Below are 18,771 nucleotides of genomic sequence, written 5' to 3' on the forward strand. Positions count from 1 at the left end.
AAATATTAGGAAAATAACAAAGGAAATATATGAATAATATCCTAATCTACCAAAACGACAACGGCAACATAAAAGTTGATGTAAGATTTGAAGATGAATCTATATGGCTAAATCAATCTCAAATATGTGAAGTGTTTGGTAAAGCAAAATCAACTATTAGTGAACATATAAAAGCTATATTTGAAGAGGGTGAACTTGATGAAGAAGTGGTTGTTCGGTATTTCCGAACAACCACTAAAAAAGTGAGATTTTATTATGTATAACGGCAACAGTGAGGCTAAAGCCACACTTCCAAAAAATGGAAATGGGACTTCAGTCCCACGAGAAGTAAATATATTAAATGGTGAGGTTAAAGCCACACTTCCGAAAAAACATTCAAATTTACCACATATTGACATAAATGGATATTATCAATTTATTACTTTTAGAACTTATGATAGTTTAGATGATTATTTAAAAAAAATATATGACACGAAAAAAACTAATAAACAAAAACAACAAGAAATTGATAATTATCTTGATAATTCAAATAATGGTGCTTATTTAAATGAATATATTTTAGAGTATTTGAATAATTTTTTCAAAATAGAAGATAAAAAATTATATGATTTAGTTGCCTTTTGTATTATGCCAAATCATATACATTTACTTTTAAAACCACTTCACAAATTATCTATAGTAATGCAAAAAATAAAAGGTGTTACAGCAAATAATATAAATAAAATATTATCTAAATCGGGTAAATTTTGGGCAAGTGATTATTATGATAAAGCTATTAGAGATGAAAAACATTTTTTTGTGGTTTATAATTATATTAAAAATAATCCTTTGAAACTAGGTGAGGCTAAAGCCACACTTCCAAAAAATGGAAATGGGACTTCAGTCCCACAAAAAGTAAATATATTAAATGGTGAGGCTAAAGCCACACTTCCAAATAGATTTTATGGTATTTATGAAGCAAGTGAACTACAAAAACTAGAGAGGTTAAAATAATGGCATCAAAAACAAATGAATTAGCACTAGAGCAAGCAATAGAAAAAGCACTTACAGGTACAACTTCTGAAGAGCTGAAAAGTGGTGTAAGTGAAACAGTATCTCTCAGAGATAAAAACGATTTTTATGTAGGTTTTAATAGTGATTTCAACAAAGAGTATGCTATAGATGAAAAACGATTTTGGCACTTTTTGCAATCAACTCAAGAAGATGAGTTAGAGAAATTAAAACGAGATTCACAATACAAACTAAAAGTTATTCAAAGACTAGATAGAATGATAAAAAAATATGGAATTTTAAAATTACTTCGTAAAGGTCTTGATGTAGATGATGCTCATTTTACTTTGATGTATGTAGCTCCACTTGCTTCAAGTTCTAAGGCGATAAAAGATAGATTTACTAGTAATGAATTTAGTATAACAAGACAAGTAACTTATTCAAAAATCAATCCTCTTCAAGAAATAGATATGGTTATTTTTATAAATGGATTGCCAATTATAACTATGGAGCTTAAAAACCAATGGACAGGACAAAATGCCAAAGTTCATGGACAAAAGCAATATAGAGAAGATAGAGATATTACACAACCACTTTTAAACTTTGCTAGATGTATAGTTCACTTTACAATAGATACAGATGAAGCATATATGACTACAAAGCTAGATGGCAAAAAAACTTTCTTTTTACCATTTAATAAAGGTAATAATCTGGGTTGTGGAAATCCAGTAAATCCAAATGGACACAAAACAGCCTATATATGGGAAGAAGTATTTACAAAAGAGTCTCTTGCTGGGCTTATACAACATTTTGTAAGATTAGATGGAAAAGATGGTGATGCTCTATCTAAAAGAACTCTTTATTTCCCTAGATATCATCAAATGGATGTAGTAAGAAAGATAATAGATGATGCTAGCACTAAAGGTGTAGGACAAACATATCTTATACAACATAGTGCAGGTAGTGGTAAATCAAACTCAATTACTTGGGCAGCTTATCAGCTTATAGAAACTTATCCAAAAAGTTTAGATACAGTAGGAAATCGTGGACTAGATAATCCACTGTTTGATTCAGTTATTGTTGTAACAGATAGGCGACTACTTGATAAACAGTTAAGAGACAATATAAAAGAGTTTAGTGAAGTGAAAAATATAGTGGCACCGGCTTATTCATCACAAGATTTAAAAACAAGTTTAGAAAGTGGTAAAAAAATTATCATTACTACTATACAAAAGTTTCCATTTATAGTAGATGGTATAGCTGATTTGAGTGATAAAAGATTTGCAGTAATAATAGATGAAGCACACAGCTCACAAAGTGGCTCTGCACATGATAATATGAATCGAGCAATGGGTAAAGAAACAGAACAAGACGATACACTAGATACTCAAGATGCAATATTAGAAATTATGAGAACTAGAAAAATCAAGGCTAATGCTTCTTATTTGGCTTTTACTGCTACACCAAAACCAAATACATTAGAAAAATTTGGAGTTAAACAAGAAGATGGTACTTTTAAACCATTTCATCTTTATAGTATGAAACAAGCAATAGAGGAAGGCTTTATTTTGGATGTATTATCGAATTATACTACGCTTAGAAGTTATTATGAGATTGAAAAGTCTATAGCTGATAATCCATTGTTTGATACTGTAAAAGCACAAAAAGCATTAAGGTCTTATGTTGAGAAAAATGAAAAGACTATAGCAACTAAAACAGATATTATAATTAATCATTTTATAAATAATATAGTAAATAAAAAAAGACTAAAAGGTAAAGCAAAAGCTATGGTAGTTACTCAAGATATTCAAACTGCTATTTTATATTATTTTGCTATAACTGAAAAACTAAAAGAGTTAAATAACCCATTCAAAACTATTGTTGCATTTTCTGGTAAGAAAAAAGTCAAAGGGATTGAATATACAGAAGATGAACTTAATGGTTTTGCTAGTAAAGATATAAGTGAAAAATTTGACAGTGATGAGTATAGAATACTCGTCGTTGCAAATAAGTTTTTGACAGGATTTGACCAACCAAAACTTACTGCTATGTATGTAGATAAGAGACTACAAGGTGTACTTGCTGTTCAAGCACTATCAAGACTTAATCGCTCGTGTGCTAAACTTGGTAAAAGAACAGAAGATTTATTTGTATTAGATTTTTTTAATAAAGTTGAAGATATAAAAGAATCATTTGACCCATTTTATACGGCTACTACTTTGAGTGGGGCTACTGATGTAAATGTACTTCATGAACTAAAAGATTCTTTAGATTCCGTTGGTGTGTATGAATGGGAAGAAGTAGAGAACTTTTGTGAGAAATATTTTGATGGTGTAGAAGCAAGTGAGCTTAGTACTATTATAGATGTTGCAGCTGGGCGATTTAATAATGATTTAGAATTAGATGATGAAGAAAAAGCAGATTATAAAATCAAAGCAAAACATTTTGTAAAGATATATGGACAGATGGCTTCTATTATGCCATATGAGATAGTAAATTGGGAAAAATTATTTTGGTTTTTAAAATTTTTAATACCAAAATTAATTATTCAAGATAAAAATAAAGATATACTAGATGAGATTCTAAACTCTGTAGATTTATCTACTTATGGGCTTGAGAGAGTGAAGTTAAATACTGCTATAGCACTTGATGATAGTGAGACAGAGCTTGAACCACAAAATTCAAACCCTAGAGGTGCACATGGTGATGATGAGGATAAAGACCCTTTAGATGATATTATTAATAGCTTTAACGAACGATGGTTTCAAGGATGGGATGCTACACCAGAGGAACAAAGAATACGATTTATAAATATGGCTCAAAAGATGAAAGAGCATCCAGACTTTCAAAGTAAGTATGTAGATAACCCTGATATATATACAAGAGATTTAGCTTATGTAAAAATCTTTGATGAGGTTATGAATAAACAAAGACGAAATGAATTAGAACTATACAAAATGGTAGCTCAAGATGATGCATTTAAGAGTGCTATGCAAGATACTGTTAAAAGGTTATTGGGAGTATAAGTGGCAATGATTATAGCAGTTCAAAAAAAGGAAACAATTTTATGAGTTATTTTTTAACTTTTAATATATTTATTTCTCAAAAAGTTTTAGTAATTTTTTACTATTTTTTGAAATGATGATAGGATATTTTGATATGCACGATTATTTACATAAATTAATGGAGATGAAATGAAAAAAAGAATAAAAAAATCACTAAAAAAAGCATTTATAGGTTTGGCTAAAGTTACACCAATGATTTTAGCAGTTATTGGACTTGTAGGACTTTTCAAAGCATATGTAACTCCGCAAATGTTGCAAAGTCTTTTTAATGGTGATTTAATTCATGATGAATTAATTGGAGTGTTTGCAGGTGCTGTTTCGATAGGTCAGCCATTTTTGAGTTATATAATTGGAGGAGAGCTTCTAAAAGATGGTGTTAGTTATTACGCGGTAACTGCTTTTATACTCTCTTTTGTTACATTAGGAGTTGTTCAATTGCCTTTGCAAATAGAAGTATTTGGAAAGAGATTTACTATTATTGTAAATGTTTTAAGTTTGATTTTTAGTGTAATAGTTTCTGTCGCGACTGTTTGGACACTCAAAGTATGGGGGCTAATATGAAAACTGGTTTTATAATGCTCTCATTAGTGATTTTATCTTATATTGCTTTATATTTTTTGGGTTCAGATACTGTTTTTGTAGCTTTGAGAGATAGTTTCAAAACACTAAAAGAGTTATCTTTTGTTTTTGTTATGGTATTTGTAATGATGTTTATAATTGATATGTTTGTTGATGATAAAAAAATAGCAAAATATTTTGATACTAAAAGTGGTATAAAAGCCTATTTTATTGCACTTATTGGTGGTATTTTATCTCATGGGTCATCATATGCTTGGTATCCTTTGTTACAAAGTTTAAGAGAAAAAGGAATGAAAGATAGTTTACTTGTTATATTCTTATATGCAAGAAGTATAAAACTTCCTTGGCTTCCTATGATGATTGCATATTTTGGTACAGGTTTTACAATAATTTTGATGTTTTATATTATAATAGGTTCATTAGCTCAGGGATTTATAGTAAAAAAATTATATGAAAAATAATGTAATAATATTGTTGTTTTAAAGTGGTATAATATAGAAAATGAATTAAAGGGGAGAAAATGAAATTTAACATTCCAGCAGATGTACCTGCTAAAAAAGTAGCAACTTACAAAAAAAATCTAAAAGAAGCGACTAATAATTCAAATCGTTTAATGCTTTTTGCAGGAGATCAAAAGGTAGAACATTTAAATAATGATTTTTATGGAAAAGGTATTACCAAAGAAGATAGCTCACCTGAGCATTTGTTTAAAATAGCATCAAAAGCAAAAATTGGGGTTTTTGCTACACAATTTGGGCTTATTAGCAGATACGCAAGAGATTATAAAAATATTCCATATTTAGTGAAACTAAATTCAAAAACAAATTTAGTTCCTTATGATGCAGAAGATCCATATTCAGAGGGTTGGCTTAGTGTAGATGATGTAGTGGATTTTGCAAAAACAAGTGGTCTTGATATAAAAGGGGTAGGATATACTATTTATTTAGGTGGAAAGTATGAACATTTAATGTTAAAAGAAGCTGCTAAGATTGTTCATCAAGCGCATAAAAATGGGCTTTTAGCTGTTTTATGGATTTATCCAAAAGGTAGATTTGTAAAAAATGAGCATGATGGACATTTAATTGCTGGAGCAGCAGGTGTAGGTGCATGTTTGGGTGCTGATTTTGTAAAATTAAAAGTTCCTTTCGATAAAAAAGCTAATTTTGATGCAACAGCACTTCAAGAAGTAACATTAGCAGCTGGTAGAAGTGGGGTGCTTTGTGAAGGTGGAGCAAAAGTTGATGAAAAAGCTTTTTTAGAAGAGTTATATACTCAAATTCACAAAGGTGGAAGTAGAGGAAATGGAACTGGAAGAAATATTCATCAAAGAGAGTTAAAAGAAGCTGTAAAAATGGCAAATGCTATTTATGCAATTACTTCAGAAAATGCAACAGTAAAAGAGGCTTTAAAATTACTTAAATAAGGTGGAAAAAGATGGAAGCTACAAGTGAAAAACTAAGAGAAATTAAAGAGTTAATCGGAAAATTGGAAAAAGATGTACCGACGCAGATTGGAGCATTTAGTAAATTTATGCAAGCTACTGAAAAATCAACTGCTATTGAAAGTAAATCGAGAGAGCTTATCAATGTTGCTCTTTCCGTATCTGCCCAGTGTGAATGGTGCATTGCTTTACATGTAAAAGGTGCTGTTGATGCGGGGGCTACAAAAGAAGAAATTTTAGAAGCTGCAATGCAGGCAGTTTTAATGCATGGCGGTCCGGCTCTTATGTATATGATACCGGTCGAAGAGGCTATAGAAGAGCTCATACAGGCTTAAAGGAAAAAAGATGAAAACACATTATGATTTAATAGTTATCGGTGCGGGACCTGCAGGAACTCCGGCAGCAATGGCAGCGGCACAATTTGGAGTAAAAACTCTTTTGGTAGATAAACGAGAAGCTCCGGGTGGAGAGTGCCTTTTTGAAGGATGTATTCCATCAAAAGTTTTGGAAAACGCAGCAAATAGATACTGGGATGTTGTGAATTCAGATAAATTTCACATAGAACTTGATGGTGCAGAACAGATGCATTGGAACGGTGTTCTCAAAGATAAAGATGAAATTGTAAAAAACCGTTCTTTGTCGACATTGAAACAAATAAAAAAGATGCCTTCACTTGATTATAAACAAGGAGAGGCAAAATTTGTAGATTCTTATACAGTGAGAATTAATGAAGAACTTTTTAGTTTTGACAAAGCACTGATTGCTTCGGGTGGTAAAACTTTATTCCCACCTATCAAAGGCAATGGACTCAATAAAGTATGGACAAATCGAGATATCTTTTTTGAAGAAACATTACCAAAAGAGTTGCTTTTTGTAGGTGCAGGTGCTGTGAGTTGCGAACTTGTTCAGATGTTTAACAAGCTTGGTGTTAAGTGTCATATTTTAGAACGCAGTGCAAGAATATTGAAGCATGTTTCCCAAGATGGTGCATTACTCGTTCAAGAAAATATGTTACAAAACGGTATAAAAATTGATTTTAATACAAATCTGCAAAAAATTGATTATGAAAATAATCGCTTTAAAGTTTATTTTACACAAGGGAATGAAGAACATGTTCTTGAGTATGAACATGTTGTAATGGCAACAGGACGTGGAGCAAATGTTGATGGGCTAGAGTTAGAAAAAGCCGAAGTAGAGTATGATGCAAAAGGGGTAATTGTTAATGAAAAATTACAATCATCCCAAAGTCATATTTATGCCTGTGGCGATTGTATAAAAGGTCCAAAATTTGCCCATACTGCAAGCTATGAAGCAGGGATAGTCGTACACAATATGTTTGCACCTTCAACACATGTAGTAAAGTTTGACAAAAACAGCTGGGTACTCTTTAGTGATCCTCAAGTAGGCATTGTCGGAATTGATGAGCAGACTGCAGCTGCGAGAAGGATTGAGGTAGATGTGGAGATTTATAAGTATGCTATTGATGCAAGAAGTCAGATAGATAAAAAAATAGATGGCTTTTTAAAATTTATCATAGATAAAAAGTCAAAAGTAATTATAGGTATAGAGATAGTTAATGAAGATGCTTCGTCTCTCATAGGAGAAGCTTCGCTCATCGTTGCAAATGAGATGAGTGCGATGGATGTACTTAAAGCTATTCATCCGCATCCGACTTTAACAGAGTCTTTTGGAAAATTGGCACAACAAATATTTTTTAAATCAATGATGAAAAGAGGATAGAGAAATGGCACAGACAATTATTAAAAGCGTAAAAGCATTAGAAATTTTAGATTCAAGAGGAAATCCTACAGTAAAAGTGTTTATAGACTTGGAAGATGGGACAAGAGTGTCTGCTTCTGTGCCATCAGGTGCAAGTACAGGGGAATATGAAGCAGTAGAACTAAGAGATGGGGATATGAAAAGATATGGTGGAAAAGGTGTTTTAAAAGCAGTAGAAAATGTAAATAAACAAATAGCCCCACTTGTAATTGGAATGGATTCGGTTGAGCAAGCTACAATTGATTATTCAATGATAGAACTTGATGGAACTGAAAATAAATCAAATTTAGGTGCAAATGCAATCCTTGGTGTAAGTATGGCAGTAGCAAAAGCAGCAGCCGCTTCAAGTAAGTTAGAACTTTATGAATATCTTGGAGGTGCAGGGGTTAGAAGACTTCCTGTTCCTTGTATGAATATTTTAAATGGTGGAGAACATGCAGATAATAGTGTGGATTTTCAAGAATTTATGATTGTTCCTCATGGTGCGAAGAATTTTACAGAAGGTTTGAGAAGTGGAGCTGAAACATTTCATGCATTAGGAAAAATTTTGGAATCAAAAGGTTATTCTACTGCAAAAGGTGATGAGGGTGGATATGCACCAAATCTTAAAAGCAATGAAGAAGCTATGGAATTAATTATTGAAGCTATAAAAAAAGCTGGATATATCCCTGGTAAAGATATTTCAATAGCTATTGATTCTGCAGCTACTTCTTTTAGTATAGATAAAAAAGAACATTATGATTTAAAATGGTCTGGTAGAGGTAAAATGACAAGTGATGATTTAATATCACTTGCGGGTGAATGGATAGAAAAATATCCTTTGATTTTATGGGAAGACCCATTAGCAGAAGAAGATTGGAAAGGTTTTGCAAAATTTACTGCTAAATTTGGAGATAAAATTGAAGTAGTTGGAGATGATATTTTTGTAACAAATACAAAATTTATCTCAAAAGGAATCAAAAATAAGACCGCAAATTCTTCACTTATCAAACTAAATCAAATAGGAACAGTAACTGAAACTATAAATGCAGTAAGACTTTGCAGAGATAATGGATGGAGAGCTTTTCTTTCTCATCGTTCAGGTGAAACAGCAGATACATTTTTAGCTGATTTTGCAGTTGCTATGGATAGTGGACATTTAAAAAGTGGTTCGGCTAGCAGAAGTGAAAGACTTGCTAAATATAACAGATTGCTTGAAATAGATGCAATGCTTGGAGATAAGGCACTTTATTATTGGAAATGATAAAATAAAGGAGAAAAAATGAAAAAAAGAGTAGCAATAAATGGACTAGGAAGGATTGGAAATCAAGTATTAAGACATTATATAAATAATTTACCTGAAAATTGTGAGATTGTAGCAGCAAATACTTCAAGTGTAGAAGATGCAGCATATTTACTCAAATATGATTCAGTACATGGAATAGCAAATTTTGATATAAAAACTGCTGAGAATAAACTTATAATTGATGGACATGAAATTACAATTGTAAGTAATCATAATGCAGTTGATTTGCCTTGGAAAGAGCTAAATATTGATATTGTTATTGATTGTACAGGTCATTATACAGATGGAGAATTGGCTAAACAACATATTCAAGCAGGGGCTAAAAAAGTACTTATTTCTGCACCTGGTAAAAATGTGGATATGACAATTGTAAAAGGTGTTAATCATAATGAATATGATAATTCAAAACATCATATAATATCAAATGCAAGTTGTACCACAAATTCATTAGCGCCAGTGATGAAAGTATTAGAAGATAAATTTGGTGTAGAAAATGCAATGATTACAACAACTCATGCTTATACTTCAAGTCAAGTAACGGTGGATAAAAGAGCTAAAAAAAGAAGAAGAGGAAGAGCGGCAGCTGTAAATATTATTCCTACTACAACTGGTGCGGCAATTGCAACGATTGAAGTAATTCCAGCATTAAAAGGAAAAATGGAAGCAATGGCTTTAAGAGTTCCACTTGTTGATGGTGCAATTACAGAAGTTGTAGCACTTTTAAATAAAAATATAACAATTGATGAGGTTAATACAGAATTTAAAAGAGCATCAGAAGATGAATTAGCTGGTATTTTAGAATTTACAACAGACGAAATTGTTTCAAGTGATATTATAAATAATAGACATTCAAGTATAGTTGATGGTCTTTCTACTTCAATGGTAGGGGAAAGAATGGTGAAAATATTGGCTTGGTATGATAATGAATATGGATATTCTCAAAGATTATTAGAAGTTGCTGATTTTATAGCAAGTAAAATGTAAATTTAAGGATTATTATGAAAAATAGAGCTGGGGAAAAAGCAGGGATAGAAGATTTAATAAATGTACCTTTGCTTATAAGTGATTATTATGAAAAAAAGCCTGATGTAACAAAAGAGAGTGAGAAAGTTTCGTTTGGAACTTCTGGGCATAGAGGAAATGCCTTTAAAAAAAGTTTCAATGAAAATCATGTTTTAGCAATTACACAAGCAATTTGTGAATATAAAAAAAAGATGAATTATGACGGAGTTTTATTTATTGGAAAAGATACTCATGCTTTATCTATTCCAGCACAAATAACATCAATTAGAGTATGTGTAGCAAATAAAATAAAAGTAGCTATTGCAAAGGATGATGAATATACTCCAACACCATTAGTTTCTTTTGCTATTTTAGAATATAATAAAAAAAATAATAAAATTGCAGATGGTGTGGTTATAACTCCTTCTCACAATCCTCCAAGTGATGGTGGATTTAAATATAATCCGCCAAATGGAGGGCCAGCAGATACAGATGTAACTTCAATTATAGAAAAAAGAGCAAATGAAATACTTGAAAATAATCTAAAAGATGTAAAAAGTATAAGTTATGAAGATGCAATTAATTCAGAATATGTGCAAGAGTATGATTTTATAACTCCTTATGTAAAATCTCTTGATGAAATAATAGATATGAAACTTATTCAAAATTCAAATCTAAAAATAGCAGCTGACCCACTTGGAGGAAGTTCTATAGGAGTTTATAAAAAAATCAAAGAGTATTATAATTTGAATATGGATATTATTCATCCATATGTAGATTTTACATTTAGTTTTATGACACTTGACCATGATGGAAAAATTAGAATGGATTGTTCATCTCCTTATGCAATGGCTTCACTTTTAAAATTGAAAGATAATTATGATTTAGCGTTTGGAAATGACACTGATTCTGATAGACATGGAATTATAACTCCAAAAGGCTCTCTTATAAATCCAAATCATTATTTAAGTGTTGCTATTTGGTATCTTTTTAAACATAGAAAAAATTTTACAAAAGAGTTAAAAGTAGGAAAAACATTAGTTTCGAGTTCTATGATAGATAGAGTTTGTAAAAGTTTGGACATTGAAGTTTATGAAGTGCCAGTTGGATTTAAATGGTTTAGTAAAGGTTTATATGAAGGTTGGCTTGGATTTGGTGGAGAAGAGAGTGCAGGGGCATCATTTCTAAGAAAAGATGGAAGTGTTTGGACAACTGATAAAGATGGGATTATTATGACACTCCTTTCTGCTGAAATAATGATACAAACTAAAAAAGATATAGCAGAAATTTATAAAGAATTTGAAGAAGAATTTGGTGTTTCTTATTATAAAAGAATAGATGCACCAGCTTCTTTGGAACAAAAAAAGATTTTAAAATCATTAGATAAAAATTCTATAAAAATAGATACTCTTGCAGGTGAGAAGATAGAAGCAATTTTTACAAAAGCATCTGGTAACAATGCTGATATTGGTGGGCTTAAAATTGTTACAAAAAACGGATGGGTTGCTATGAGACCATCTGGAACAGAAGATATTTATAAAATTTATACTGAAAGTTTTATTTCAAAAGATCATTTAAAAGAGATTCAAAAAGAAGCACAAGAAATAATGAAAGAGCTATTTAATATAAAAAAATGAAATTCAAAGAAGCAATTAAAAAATCTGCATTTAGTATTTTAAAAATTTTGCCAATGTTTGTTGCAATTGTATGGTTAGTTGGGATTTTTCAAGTTTTTGTAACTCCAAAAATGTTAAGTCATTTTTTTGATGGTTCATATTTTTACGATACAATAACTTCAATAGTATCGGGGAGTGTTACAATAGGACAAGTTGTTTTGTCTTGTATTATAGGATTTGCTTTATTGCAAAAGGGAGTAACTCTATTTGCTGTAACTGTTTTTTTTCTTACTTTTACTACAATAGGAGTAATTCAAATGCCACTTGAGATGGAGTTACTTGGGAAAAGATTTACAATTATTCAAAATTTTATGGCAATTGTATTTATTATTATAACTTCATATATTATAGTTTTTTTAATGGGAATTTTATGAGAAGTGGAATTATAATGTTAAGTATTACGATATTAATTTATGGAGTTTTTTTCTATTTTTTTCCAGATAAAACTTATATCGCTTTTATGAAAAGTTTTCATATTTTTGAGAAACTACTTTTAGTTTTATTGATTATTTTTATTTTTACAATTTTAAGTAATTTATTTATAAATAAGGATAGAATTTCTAAATATTTTTCTAATTCTTTTAGAGGATATTTTACATCTTTGTTTGCTTCGTGGGTAGCGATGGGCCCTACTTATGCTTGGTATCCACTTTTATCTACTCTCAAAGAAAAAGGAATAAAAGATTCTGTTTTAGTGGTATTTTTATTTGCAAGAGGAATCAAACCTATTTGGCTTCCTCTTATGATTGTTTTTTTTGGATTGAAATATACAATTATATTTGTGATAATAGTATCAATATTTGCTGTTTTACAAGGATTTTTATATAAATATGTATTTGAAAATAATATTTAAGATATAATACAAGAAATGAATTAAAGGAATGAGATGGAATTGATAAATTCAATTATTGAGTCTTTCAAAGATTTGGGAAGATGGGATATTAAAAAGTTATCATTAATTAATGGGATTATTTGGCTTTTTATCTGGTTATTTTTAGGATATTTGTTTTGGCAACCTATGATTAGTTTTACAACACATTTATTAAATTTAATGCCTTTTAGTTTTATAAAATATAGTGGGGCCTTTATAATATATAGTATTTTATGGATTCAAGCGATATTTATAACTATGGGGATTATTTTTTCACTTTTTAATGAACTTGTAGAAAAAGAGCTTGAAAAAACACATTTTCATTATGTAGCAATTACAGCAGGGGCTTTTATAATTGTCTTTTGGACTTTTATCTTTTGGCATTATGATACACCAGCACTTGCTTATATAGAAAATTTTCTTAAAATATTACCATTTTCGACGATTGAACAACTTATGAGTATTTTAGTGACAGTACTTCTGTTTTATATGCTTTATTCAGCATCTATTTCATTTACATTTTTATTTTTTATGATTAAAAAATTAGATGATTTATCAAGTGAAGAATATCCAGAATTTGATACAAATTCAGTAAATATCCCCAAAATTATTTGGATAATTTGTAGAGATTTTATTCTGTTTTTAGTGGGAGTGATGTTGCTTTTACCTTTTATGCTTATTCCTTTTGTTAATATATTTTTATTATTAGGATTGTGGGCTTTTATGATTAAAGATAGTTATTATAGTCTCGTAACAATGATGTTTGGAGATAGTGAACTTGATAAAAAAGAGTTGTGGGGATTATCTATAAGTTCTGTAATTTTAAATTTTTTACCAGTTATAAATATTTTTGCCCCAGCATTTGGAATTTTAAATTTTTATAACTATATTTTAGAAAAAAAACTTGATAAAGGAGGTAATTAAATGGATGAAAAAGAAGTAAAAATGACGCTTAAAGATATTGATATTCCGTTTTGGAATTTAGTTTTATTTCTTATAAAACTTGCTTTTGCATCAATACCAGCGCTGTTTGTGGTAACTTTTGTAATGGGAATAATTTTTTCATTAACAAGCGGTTTGTTTGAAGCTATGATGTTTCATGCTTAATTTTGGTATAATAAAATAAAAGGAGACGAAAATGTTTAAAGAATTTATAGAAAAAATGGAAGACTGGACTTTGGGAAAGGAAGAAGACTTGGCTAAAAATTGTGAAATACCAGTTTCTCAAATAGATAAACAGTTAGATATTTTAACTAAAAAAAGAGAAGAATTAAAAACTAAATGTGATGAACAGTTAAATGAATTTGATAAATTTATAGATAGACTTGAAAAAATAAAAAAGGAAGTAAAATGTTCATAAATAGATTTGATAATGATTTATTAAAAGAGTTTTCGACACTCTCAATTATTAGTGGAATTTTGTTTATAATAGCTGGTTTGATTGCTATTGTTTATCCTGTAGTTGGAAGTATTAGTATTGTATTTGTAATAGCTACACTTTTTATAATTGCAGGTATTGTAAAATCATATTTAGCATTTAAAGTACATAGAAATTCAGCAGGTGGTTTATTTAAAGCTTTTATATTATTACTAACTGGTATTTTACTTTTTGTTTATCCAGTAGCGGGAGCAGCGACTTTGGCTATTTTACTTGCAGTTTATTTTTTTATTGATGGATTTTCAACACTTTATATGGCATTTGAATTTAGACCTTTGAGAGGATGGTGGCTTCAATTATTAAATGGTGTTTTGGGCTTGTTATTAGGTGTTTTAATGATTGTTGGTTGGCCATTTAGCTCACTTGTTACAGTTGGAATTATTGTAGGGGTTAGTTTTATTGTGGATGGAATATTTATGACTTATACTGGATTTGAGGCTAAAAAGTTATAAAGATAAATAATGAATTATTTTTATTATTTTATTTTGACATTTGTTCTTTCAACTCTTTTTGCATTAGGTGGGATTGGTAGTGCTACGGCACTTGTTCCACTATTAAATATGATGGGAATTCCTTTCTCTCTTGCAAAAGCTACGGGGCTTTTTGTAAATACTTCAACAACAATTACAGCAAGTTTAATGAATTTAAAAAGAGGGGTTTTAGATATTAGATTTACTTTTCCTTTGGCTATTTCACTTATGCTTTTTGCACCAATAGGGGCATATTTGTCTCAATATGTAGATGTGAAGGTTATGAAATGGTTGTTAGTTGTGTTTTTACTATTTAGTGCATCTATGCTGTTTTTTGGTAAAAAAGAAACAGAAATTATTTATACTCAAAAATGGCTTTTGTATTTAATCGGAAGTGTTGTAGGGTTATTTAGTGGAATGATTGGAATAGGTGGAGGAAGCTTGATTATGCCTTTACTTATAATTCTTGGATATGATGCTAAAAAAATGGCGGTTGCTGTTAGTTTTATTATTCCTTTTTCTAGTTTTAGTGCTTTTTTAATGTATGCAAATACTATTCATATAGATTGGACTTTAATAGGAGTTACTGCAATTGCTGCATTTTTAGGAGGGTTAGTTGGAAATAAGCTTATGCATTTTAAACTTGATAGTAATCAAATTAAAAAGATACTTGCCGTGCTTCTTTATTTAATCGCTTTTAAACTTGGATACAATTTAATTTTTGATTAAAAAAGGAAAATAATGCAAAAGAAAAAAGCTTTTGGTTTATGGAGTGCAGTTTTTTTGGGAATTGGCTCAATGGTAGGTGCTGGAATATTTATCGTAATTGGACAAGCTGGAGTAATTGCTGGTAATCTTGTTTGGTTATCATTTATATTTGGAGGAATTATTGCTCTTCTTAGTGGTTATTCATTAGCAAAATTAGCACTTAGATATCCATCGCGAGGGGGTATTGTAGAATATTTAGTTCAAGAATTTGGAGAAAATCCTTTTTCTGGTGGAATGAGTGTAATGTTTTATATTGCCCAATTAATTGCATTAGCAGCAGTTGCTAAAAGTTTTGGAGAATATGGAGCAAGACTTTTTGGTTATCATTCTATATTTATTATAAATTCTTTTGCTATTGGAGTTATTGTTTTGTTTACTTTTATAAACTTAATAGGTGCTTCAATTGTTGCAAAAAGTGAAAATGTTATTGTAGTAATTAAATTATCTGTTTTGGTTGCTTTTTCAATTTTAGGCTTATTTACAATTAAGCCTGAATATTTATCTCTAAAAGATATGCCACCAATTAATAATATGTTTTTTGCTATTGGACTTACATTTTTTGCATATCAAGGATTTAGTGTAATAACAAACACTATAGAAGATATGGAGAATCCTCGTAAAACAATGCTTAAATCTATGATGATTGCTATTGGATTTGTTATGGTTTTATATGTGGTAACTTCTCTAGTAGTTTTGGGAAATTTATCTCTTGATGAGATTATAAAAACAAAAGATTATGCTTTAGCTTTGGCAGCAAAACCACTTCTTGGGGATTTAGGATTTAAAATAATGGCTGTAACTGCTTTACTTGCAACGGCAAGTGCTATAAATGCGACACTTTACGCTGCTACTGAAATCGGTTATACACTTGCAAAAGATGGAGAATTACCAGATGAATATGAATTTAGAGTTCATAATTCAACAGAGGGGCTTTTAATAAGTGCAGGGCTTATTATTCCATTAATTTTATTTTTTAATCTTTCAGAAATTACGAATATTGCAGCTTTGAGTGTTTTGATTATTCAAGGAATTGTTCATTTGGGGCATATAAGATTATGGAATAAAACAGGTGCTAATAAATTTATAATATTTATGGCTTTTATTTCTATGTTAATAGTTGTAATTTTAACTATTTGGTACAATAGCAAAAATAATATAAATATAATTTATTATTTAATAGGAAGTTTCATATTAGCTTATATTTTTGAATATTTGTTTAGAATATTTTTGAATAGAAAAGTTAGAAAACAGTGTGTTAAATAAAGGAAAACAGTGGCTAAAAAAATTGGATTTATAGAAGCATTTAGTATTGGTGTTGGTGGAATGGTAGGTGGAGGAATTTTTGCAGTTCTTGGGCTTACTATTGATTTAGCAAAGGGAGCTGCTCCTATTGCTTTTATGATAGCAGGGCTTATTGCATTAGTTACTTCTTATTCTTATGTTAAGTTATCTCTAAAATATCCAAGTGAAGGTGGAACTATTGAATTTATAGTTCAAGCTTTTGGAAATGGAATATTTTCATCAATTATAAATAATTTACTTTTGATGAGTTATGTTGTAATGCTTAGTCTTTATGCTTTTGCATTTGGACATTATGGAAGTGCTCTTTTTTTAGGGCATGATAATGCAACTTTAAGTAAAATATTAGAAGCTTTAGTTATTGTTGCTTTTACTTTTGTTAATATACTTGGTGCTTTTATGACTGGAAAAGCAGAAGATATAATGGTATTTACAAAACTTGCTATTTTAATTGTTTTTGTTATTCTTGGGTTTACTACTTTTTCACCAGTTCAATTAGAACCATCTCATTGGAATAATATGCTTTCAGTTACAAGTGGAGGTTTAATGATATTTTTAGCTTATGAAGGGTTTGAACTGATTGCAAATACAGCAAAAGATGTAGAAAATCCAGAAAAAGTTTTACCAAAGGCTTATTATTCAAGTGTAATATTTGTAATTATTTTATATGTTATGATAAGTGCTGTAACTATTGGAAATGTTAGTTTTGCAGAAGCTAAAAAAGCGAGTGATTTTGTATTGGCTATCGCAGCTGAGCCGTTTCTTGGACATTTGGGATTTGTTTTGATTGCCATTGCCGCTATGCTTTCAACTGCAAGTGCAATTAATGCTACGATTTATGGAGCTGGACGAGTTGGATATTTAGTGTCAAAACTTGGAGAAATTCCCCAATCATTTGAAGAAAAAGTAAAAAATGGATATGAAGGAATGATAATTATTGGATTACTAGCAATTATTTTTGTATTTAGTTTTGACTTAGAAAATATTTCTATAGCTGGAAGTTTAGGGTTTTTAATTGTTTTTTCATTAGTTAATTTAGCGAATTTTAAATTATACAAAGAAACAAATGCAAATAGACTTATAGCTGGGTTTGGATTTTTACTTACAAGTTTATCAGCAGTTGTTTTAGTTGGATATAATTTTGTTCATAATATCAAAGCTTTGGGAAGTAGCCTAGTCTTGATTTTAATTGTTATACTATTTTCATATTTTTACAAAAAGATAACTAAAACTCATCTTTCAAAATGTTTAGATAAAGATTTAGAAAAAAAGATAAATTTATAAATATTTTTTAGCTTCTTTTCTGCCTATTTCTATTAGTTCTTTATGTTTATGAAAAGCAAAAGTATTGGCTAAATTTTTTGAAAATGGTATTAAAATATCTGGTTTATATTCATTAATTCTAAGATTTGAAATATAATCCATCATTAAATCAATTGATAAACTTTTTAAATCGTCTGTTGGAGATAAGAAATTAAACCACATCTTTTCTAAAAAATTATCATCATTTTTTATTTTATAATCACTTTTTATATTTGAATTTATATCTATTACTATAGTTAAATCAGCAGGTGTATTAAGAGTAGGTGCTACTGGAGTTGTATTTAGAACACCGCCATCTACTAGAATATCTCCATTTTTCATAATAACTGGAGTAAAATATCCTGGAATTGCAGTTGATGCTTGCAAAGCATTATAAAGATTTCCTTTTTGAAACCATATTTCTTTGTTTTTAGTTAAATTTGTGGCTACTGCGGTAAAAGGGATTTTTAATTCTTCTATATTTATATTTCCAGTAAATTTTTTCATTTGTTCAAAAATTTTTTCTAATGAAATTGTTGTATTTGAAAGTTTATCTTTTAAATCAATTTTAAGCATAGTAATGATATCTAATAGTGATTGAGTGGTAATCCAATTTTTATATTTTTCTAATTTTCCACCAGCAGCCATAGCTCCAATTATAGCTCCCATTGAGCTTCCAGAGATAGAATTAATTTTATACCCTTTTTCTAAAAGAACTTCTATAACTCCAATATGGACATAACCTCTTGCCCCTCCACCAGATAATACTAAATTTACGGTTTTTTGCATTAAAAATGACCTTTTTT

21 protein-coding genes are annotated in these 18,771 nt (G+C 29.7%); 20 read left to right on the forward strand and 1 reads right to left on the reverse strand.

Annotation, left to right across the window (positions count from 1 at the left end):
* Window positions 1-29: 29 nt before the first annotated feature.
* The 20 genes from ACZ5OA_RS03505 (at window position 30) to ACZ5OA_RS03600 (ending at window position 17,947) form a co-directional block, all read left to right on the forward strand.
* Window positions 30-263, forward strand: a complete 234-nt coding sequence (locus ACZ5OA_RS03505) for a hypothetical protein (protein WP_464908143.1) — start codon at window positions 30-32, stop codon at window positions 261-263.
* Window positions 256-993, forward strand: coding sequence for a transposase (locus tag ACZ5OA_RS03510; protein WP_464908144.1), 738 nt, complete (start codon window positions 256-258; stop codon window positions 991-993). Before ACZ5OA_RS03505 ends, ACZ5OA_RS03510 begins: the two co-directional genes overlap by 8 nt.
* Window positions 993-4,016 (forward strand): type I restriction endonuclease subunit R, encoded by a 3,024-nt coding sequence (locus ACZ5OA_RS03515; RefSeq protein WP_464908145.1) that lies wholly within the window; start codon window positions 993-995, stop codon window positions 4,014-4,016. Before ACZ5OA_RS03510 ends, ACZ5OA_RS03515 begins: the two co-directional genes overlap by 1 nt.
* A 168-nt stretch (window positions 4,017-4,184) precedes the next feature.
* Complete coding sequence (locus tag ACZ5OA_RS03520; RefSeq protein ID WP_464908146.1) at window positions 4,185-4,616, forward strand: permease; 432 nt, start codon at window positions 4,185-4,187, stop codon at window positions 4,614-4,616.
* The gene (locus ACZ5OA_RS03525) at window positions 4,613-5,095 is read left to right on the forward strand and encodes a permease (protein ID WP_464908147.1); all 483 of its coding nucleotides are present in this window, start codon (window positions 4,613-4,615) and stop codon (window positions 5,093-5,095) included. Before ACZ5OA_RS03520 ends, ACZ5OA_RS03525 begins: the two co-directional genes overlap by 4 nt.
* 59 nt (window positions 5,096-5,154) lie before the next feature.
* The gene (locus tag ACZ5OA_RS03530) at window positions 5,155-6,057 is read left to right on the forward strand and encodes an aldolase (RefSeq protein ID WP_464908148.1); all 903 of its coding nucleotides are present in this window, start codon (window positions 5,155-5,157) and stop codon (window positions 6,055-6,057) included.
* A gap of 11 nt (window positions 6,058-6,068) precedes the next feature.
* Window positions 6,069-6,410: a carboxymuconolactone decarboxylase family protein gene (locus ACZ5OA_RS03535; protein WP_464908149.1), complete on the forward strand. Its 342-nt coding sequence runs from the start codon at window positions 6,069-6,071 to the stop codon at window positions 6,408-6,410.
* Window positions 6,411-6,420: 10 nt separating this feature from the next.
* Complete coding sequence (locus ACZ5OA_RS03540; RefSeq protein ID WP_464908150.1) at window positions 6,421-7,815, forward strand: dihydrolipoyl dehydrogenase family protein; 1,395 nt, start codon at window positions 6,421-6,423, stop codon at window positions 7,813-7,815.
* Window positions 7,816-7,819: 4 nt separating this feature from the next.
* Window positions 7,820-9,097, forward strand: coding sequence for a phosphopyruvate hydratase (gene eno, locus ACZ5OA_RS03545; protein WP_464908151.1), 1,278 nt, complete (start codon window positions 7,820-7,822; stop codon window positions 9,095-9,097).
* An 18-nt stretch (window positions 9,098-9,115) separates the two neighbouring features.
* Window positions 9,116-10,123 (forward strand): type I glyceraldehyde-3-phosphate dehydrogenase, encoded by a 1,008-nt coding sequence (gene gap / locus ACZ5OA_RS03550; protein WP_464908152.1) that lies wholly within the window; start codon window positions 9,116-9,118, stop codon window positions 10,121-10,123.
* Between the two features lie 14 nt (window positions 10,124-10,137).
* A complete protein-coding gene (pgm, locus tag ACZ5OA_RS03555) occupies window positions 10,138-11,778 on the forward strand; it encodes a phosphoglucomutase (alpha-D-glucose-1,6-bisphosphate-dependent) (RefSeq protein WP_464908153.1) in 1,641 nt (546 codons plus the stop codon).
* On the forward strand, window positions 11,775-12,191 hold the full coding sequence (locus tag ACZ5OA_RS03560; protein WP_464908154.1) for a permease: 417 nt from the start codon (window positions 11,775-11,777) through the stop codon (window positions 12,189-12,191). Before pgm ends, ACZ5OA_RS03560 begins: the two co-directional genes overlap by 4 nt.
* A complete protein-coding gene (locus ACZ5OA_RS03565; protein ID WP_464908155.1) occupies window positions 12,188-12,670 on the forward strand; it encodes a permease in 483 nt (160 codons plus the stop codon). Before ACZ5OA_RS03560 ends, ACZ5OA_RS03565 begins: the two co-directional genes overlap by 4 nt.
* A 33-nt stretch (window positions 12,671-12,703) precedes the next feature.
* Entirely contained in the window at window positions 12,704-13,612 is a 909-nt protein-coding gene (locus ACZ5OA_RS03570; RefSeq protein WP_464908156.1) for a hypothetical protein, read from the forward strand.
* Window positions 13,613-13,795 (forward strand): hypothetical protein, encoded by a 183-nt coding sequence (locus ACZ5OA_RS03575; protein ID WP_464908157.1) that lies wholly within the window; start codon window positions 13,613-13,615, stop codon window positions 13,793-13,795.
* A 31-nt stretch (window positions 13,796-13,826) separates the two neighbouring features.
* The gene (locus tag ACZ5OA_RS03580) at window positions 13,827-14,048 is read left to right on the forward strand and encodes a hypothetical protein (protein WP_464908158.1); all 222 of its coding nucleotides are present in this window, start codon (window positions 13,827-13,829) and stop codon (window positions 14,046-14,048) included.
* Window positions 14,039-14,578, forward strand: coding sequence for an HdeD family acid-resistance protein (locus ACZ5OA_RS03585; protein WP_464908159.1), 540 nt, complete (start codon window positions 14,039-14,041; stop codon window positions 14,576-14,578). The genes ACZ5OA_RS03580 and ACZ5OA_RS03585 overlap by 10 nt, the downstream gene beginning before the upstream one ends.
* Before the next feature lie 9 nt (window positions 14,579-14,587).
* Complete coding sequence (locus tag ACZ5OA_RS03590; RefSeq protein WP_464908160.1) at window positions 14,588-15,325, forward strand: sulfite exporter TauE/SafE family protein; 738 nt, start codon at window positions 14,588-14,590, stop codon at window positions 15,323-15,325.
* Between the two features lie 12 nt (window positions 15,326-15,337).
* On the forward strand, window positions 15,338-16,627 hold the full coding sequence (locus tag ACZ5OA_RS03595) for an APC family permease (protein WP_464908161.1): 1,290 nt from the start codon (window positions 15,338-15,340) through the stop codon (window positions 16,625-16,627).
* A gap of 9 nt (window positions 16,628-16,636) precedes the next feature.
* Window positions 16,637-17,947, forward strand: coding sequence for an APC family permease (locus tag ACZ5OA_RS03600; protein WP_464908162.1), 1,311 nt, complete (start codon window positions 16,637-16,639; stop codon window positions 17,945-17,947).
* Here ACZ5OA_RS03600 and ACZ5OA_RS03605 read toward each other — a convergent pair.
* Window positions 17,942-18,754 carry a patatin-like phospholipase family protein gene (locus ACZ5OA_RS03605; RefSeq protein WP_464908163.1) on the reverse strand — a complete coding sequence of 271 codons (813 nt, stop codon included), beginning with the start codon at window positions 18,752-18,754 and terminating at the stop codon, window positions 17,942-17,944. The two genes, ACZ5OA_RS03600 and ACZ5OA_RS03605, sit on opposite strands and share 6 nt — an antisense overlap.
* Window positions 18,755-18,771: the final 17 nt, after the last annotated feature.

It is taken from the genome of Thioreductor micantisoli, from assembly GCF_055392745.1.

Coding starts and splice junctions, on each gene's coding strand:
- ACZ5OA_RS03510 (WP_464908144.1), top strand. CDS start 256: ATGTATAACGGCAACAGTGAGGCTAAAGCCACACTTCCAAAAAATGGA.
- ACZ5OA_RS03585 (WP_464908159.1), top strand. CDS start 14,039: ATGTTCATAAATAGATTTGATAATGATTTATTAAAAGAGTTTTCGACA.
- gap (WP_464908152.1), top strand. CDS start 9,116: ATGAAAAAAAGAGTAGCAATAAATGGACTAGGAAGGATTGGAAATCAA.
- ACZ5OA_RS03575 (WP_464908157.1), top strand. CDS start 13,613: ATGGATGAAAAAGAAGTAAAAATGACGCTTAAAGATATTGATATTCCG.
- ACZ5OA_RS03580 (WP_464908158.1), top strand. CDS start 13,827: ATGTTTAAAGAATTTATAGAAAAAATGGAAGACTGGACTTTGGGAAAG.
- ACZ5OA_RS03595 (WP_464908161.1), top strand. CDS start 15,338: ATGCAAAAGAAAAAAGCTTTTGGTTTATGGAGTGCAGTTTTTTTGGGA.
- ACZ5OA_RS03565 (WP_464908155.1), top strand. CDS start 12,188: ATGAGAAGTGGAATTATAATGTTAAGTATTACGATATTAATTTATGGA.
- pgm (WP_464908153.1), top strand. CDS start 10,138: ATGAAAAATAGAGCTGGGGAAAAAGCAGGGATAGAAGATTTAATAAAT.
- ACZ5OA_RS03535 (WP_464908149.1), top strand. CDS start 6,069: ATGGAAGCTACAAGTGAAAAACTAAGAGAAATTAAAGAGTTAATCGGA.
- ACZ5OA_RS03530 (WP_464908148.1), top strand. CDS start 5,155: ATGAAATTTAACATTCCAGCAGATGTACCTGCTAAAAAAGTAGCAACT.
- ACZ5OA_RS03515 (WP_464908145.1), top strand. CDS start 993: ATGGCATCAAAAACAAATGAATTAGCACTAGAGCAAGCAATAGAAAAA.
- ACZ5OA_RS03525 (WP_464908147.1), top strand. CDS start 4,613: ATGAAAACTGGTTTTATAATGCTCTCATTAGTGATTTTATCTTATATT.
- eno (WP_464908151.1), top strand. CDS start 7,820: ATGGCACAGACAATTATTAAAAGCGTAAAAGCATTAGAAATTTTAGAT.
- ACZ5OA_RS03605 (WP_464908163.1), bottom strand. CDS start 18,754: ATGCAAAAAACCGTAAATTTAGTATTATCTGGTGGAGGGGCAAGAGGT.
- ACZ5OA_RS03570 (WP_464908156.1), top strand. CDS start 12,704: ATGGAATTGATAAATTCAATTATTGAGTCTTTCAAAGATTTGGGAAGA.
- ACZ5OA_RS03540 (WP_464908150.1), top strand. CDS start 6,421: ATGAAAACACATTATGATTTAATAGTTATCGGTGCGGGACCTGCAGGA.
- ACZ5OA_RS03505 (WP_464908143.1), top strand. CDS start 30: ATGAATAATATCCTAATCTACCAAAACGACAACGGCAACATAAAAGTT.
- ACZ5OA_RS03560 (WP_464908154.1), top strand. CDS start 11,775: ATGAAATTCAAAGAAGCAATTAAAAAATCTGCATTTAGTATTTTAAAA.
- ACZ5OA_RS03590 (WP_464908160.1), top strand. CDS start 14,588: ATGAATTATTTTTATTATTTTATTTTGACATTTGTTCTTTCAACTCTT.
- ACZ5OA_RS03520 (WP_464908146.1), top strand. CDS start 4,185: ATGAAAAAAAGAATAAAAAAATCACTAAAAAAAGCATTTATAGGTTTG.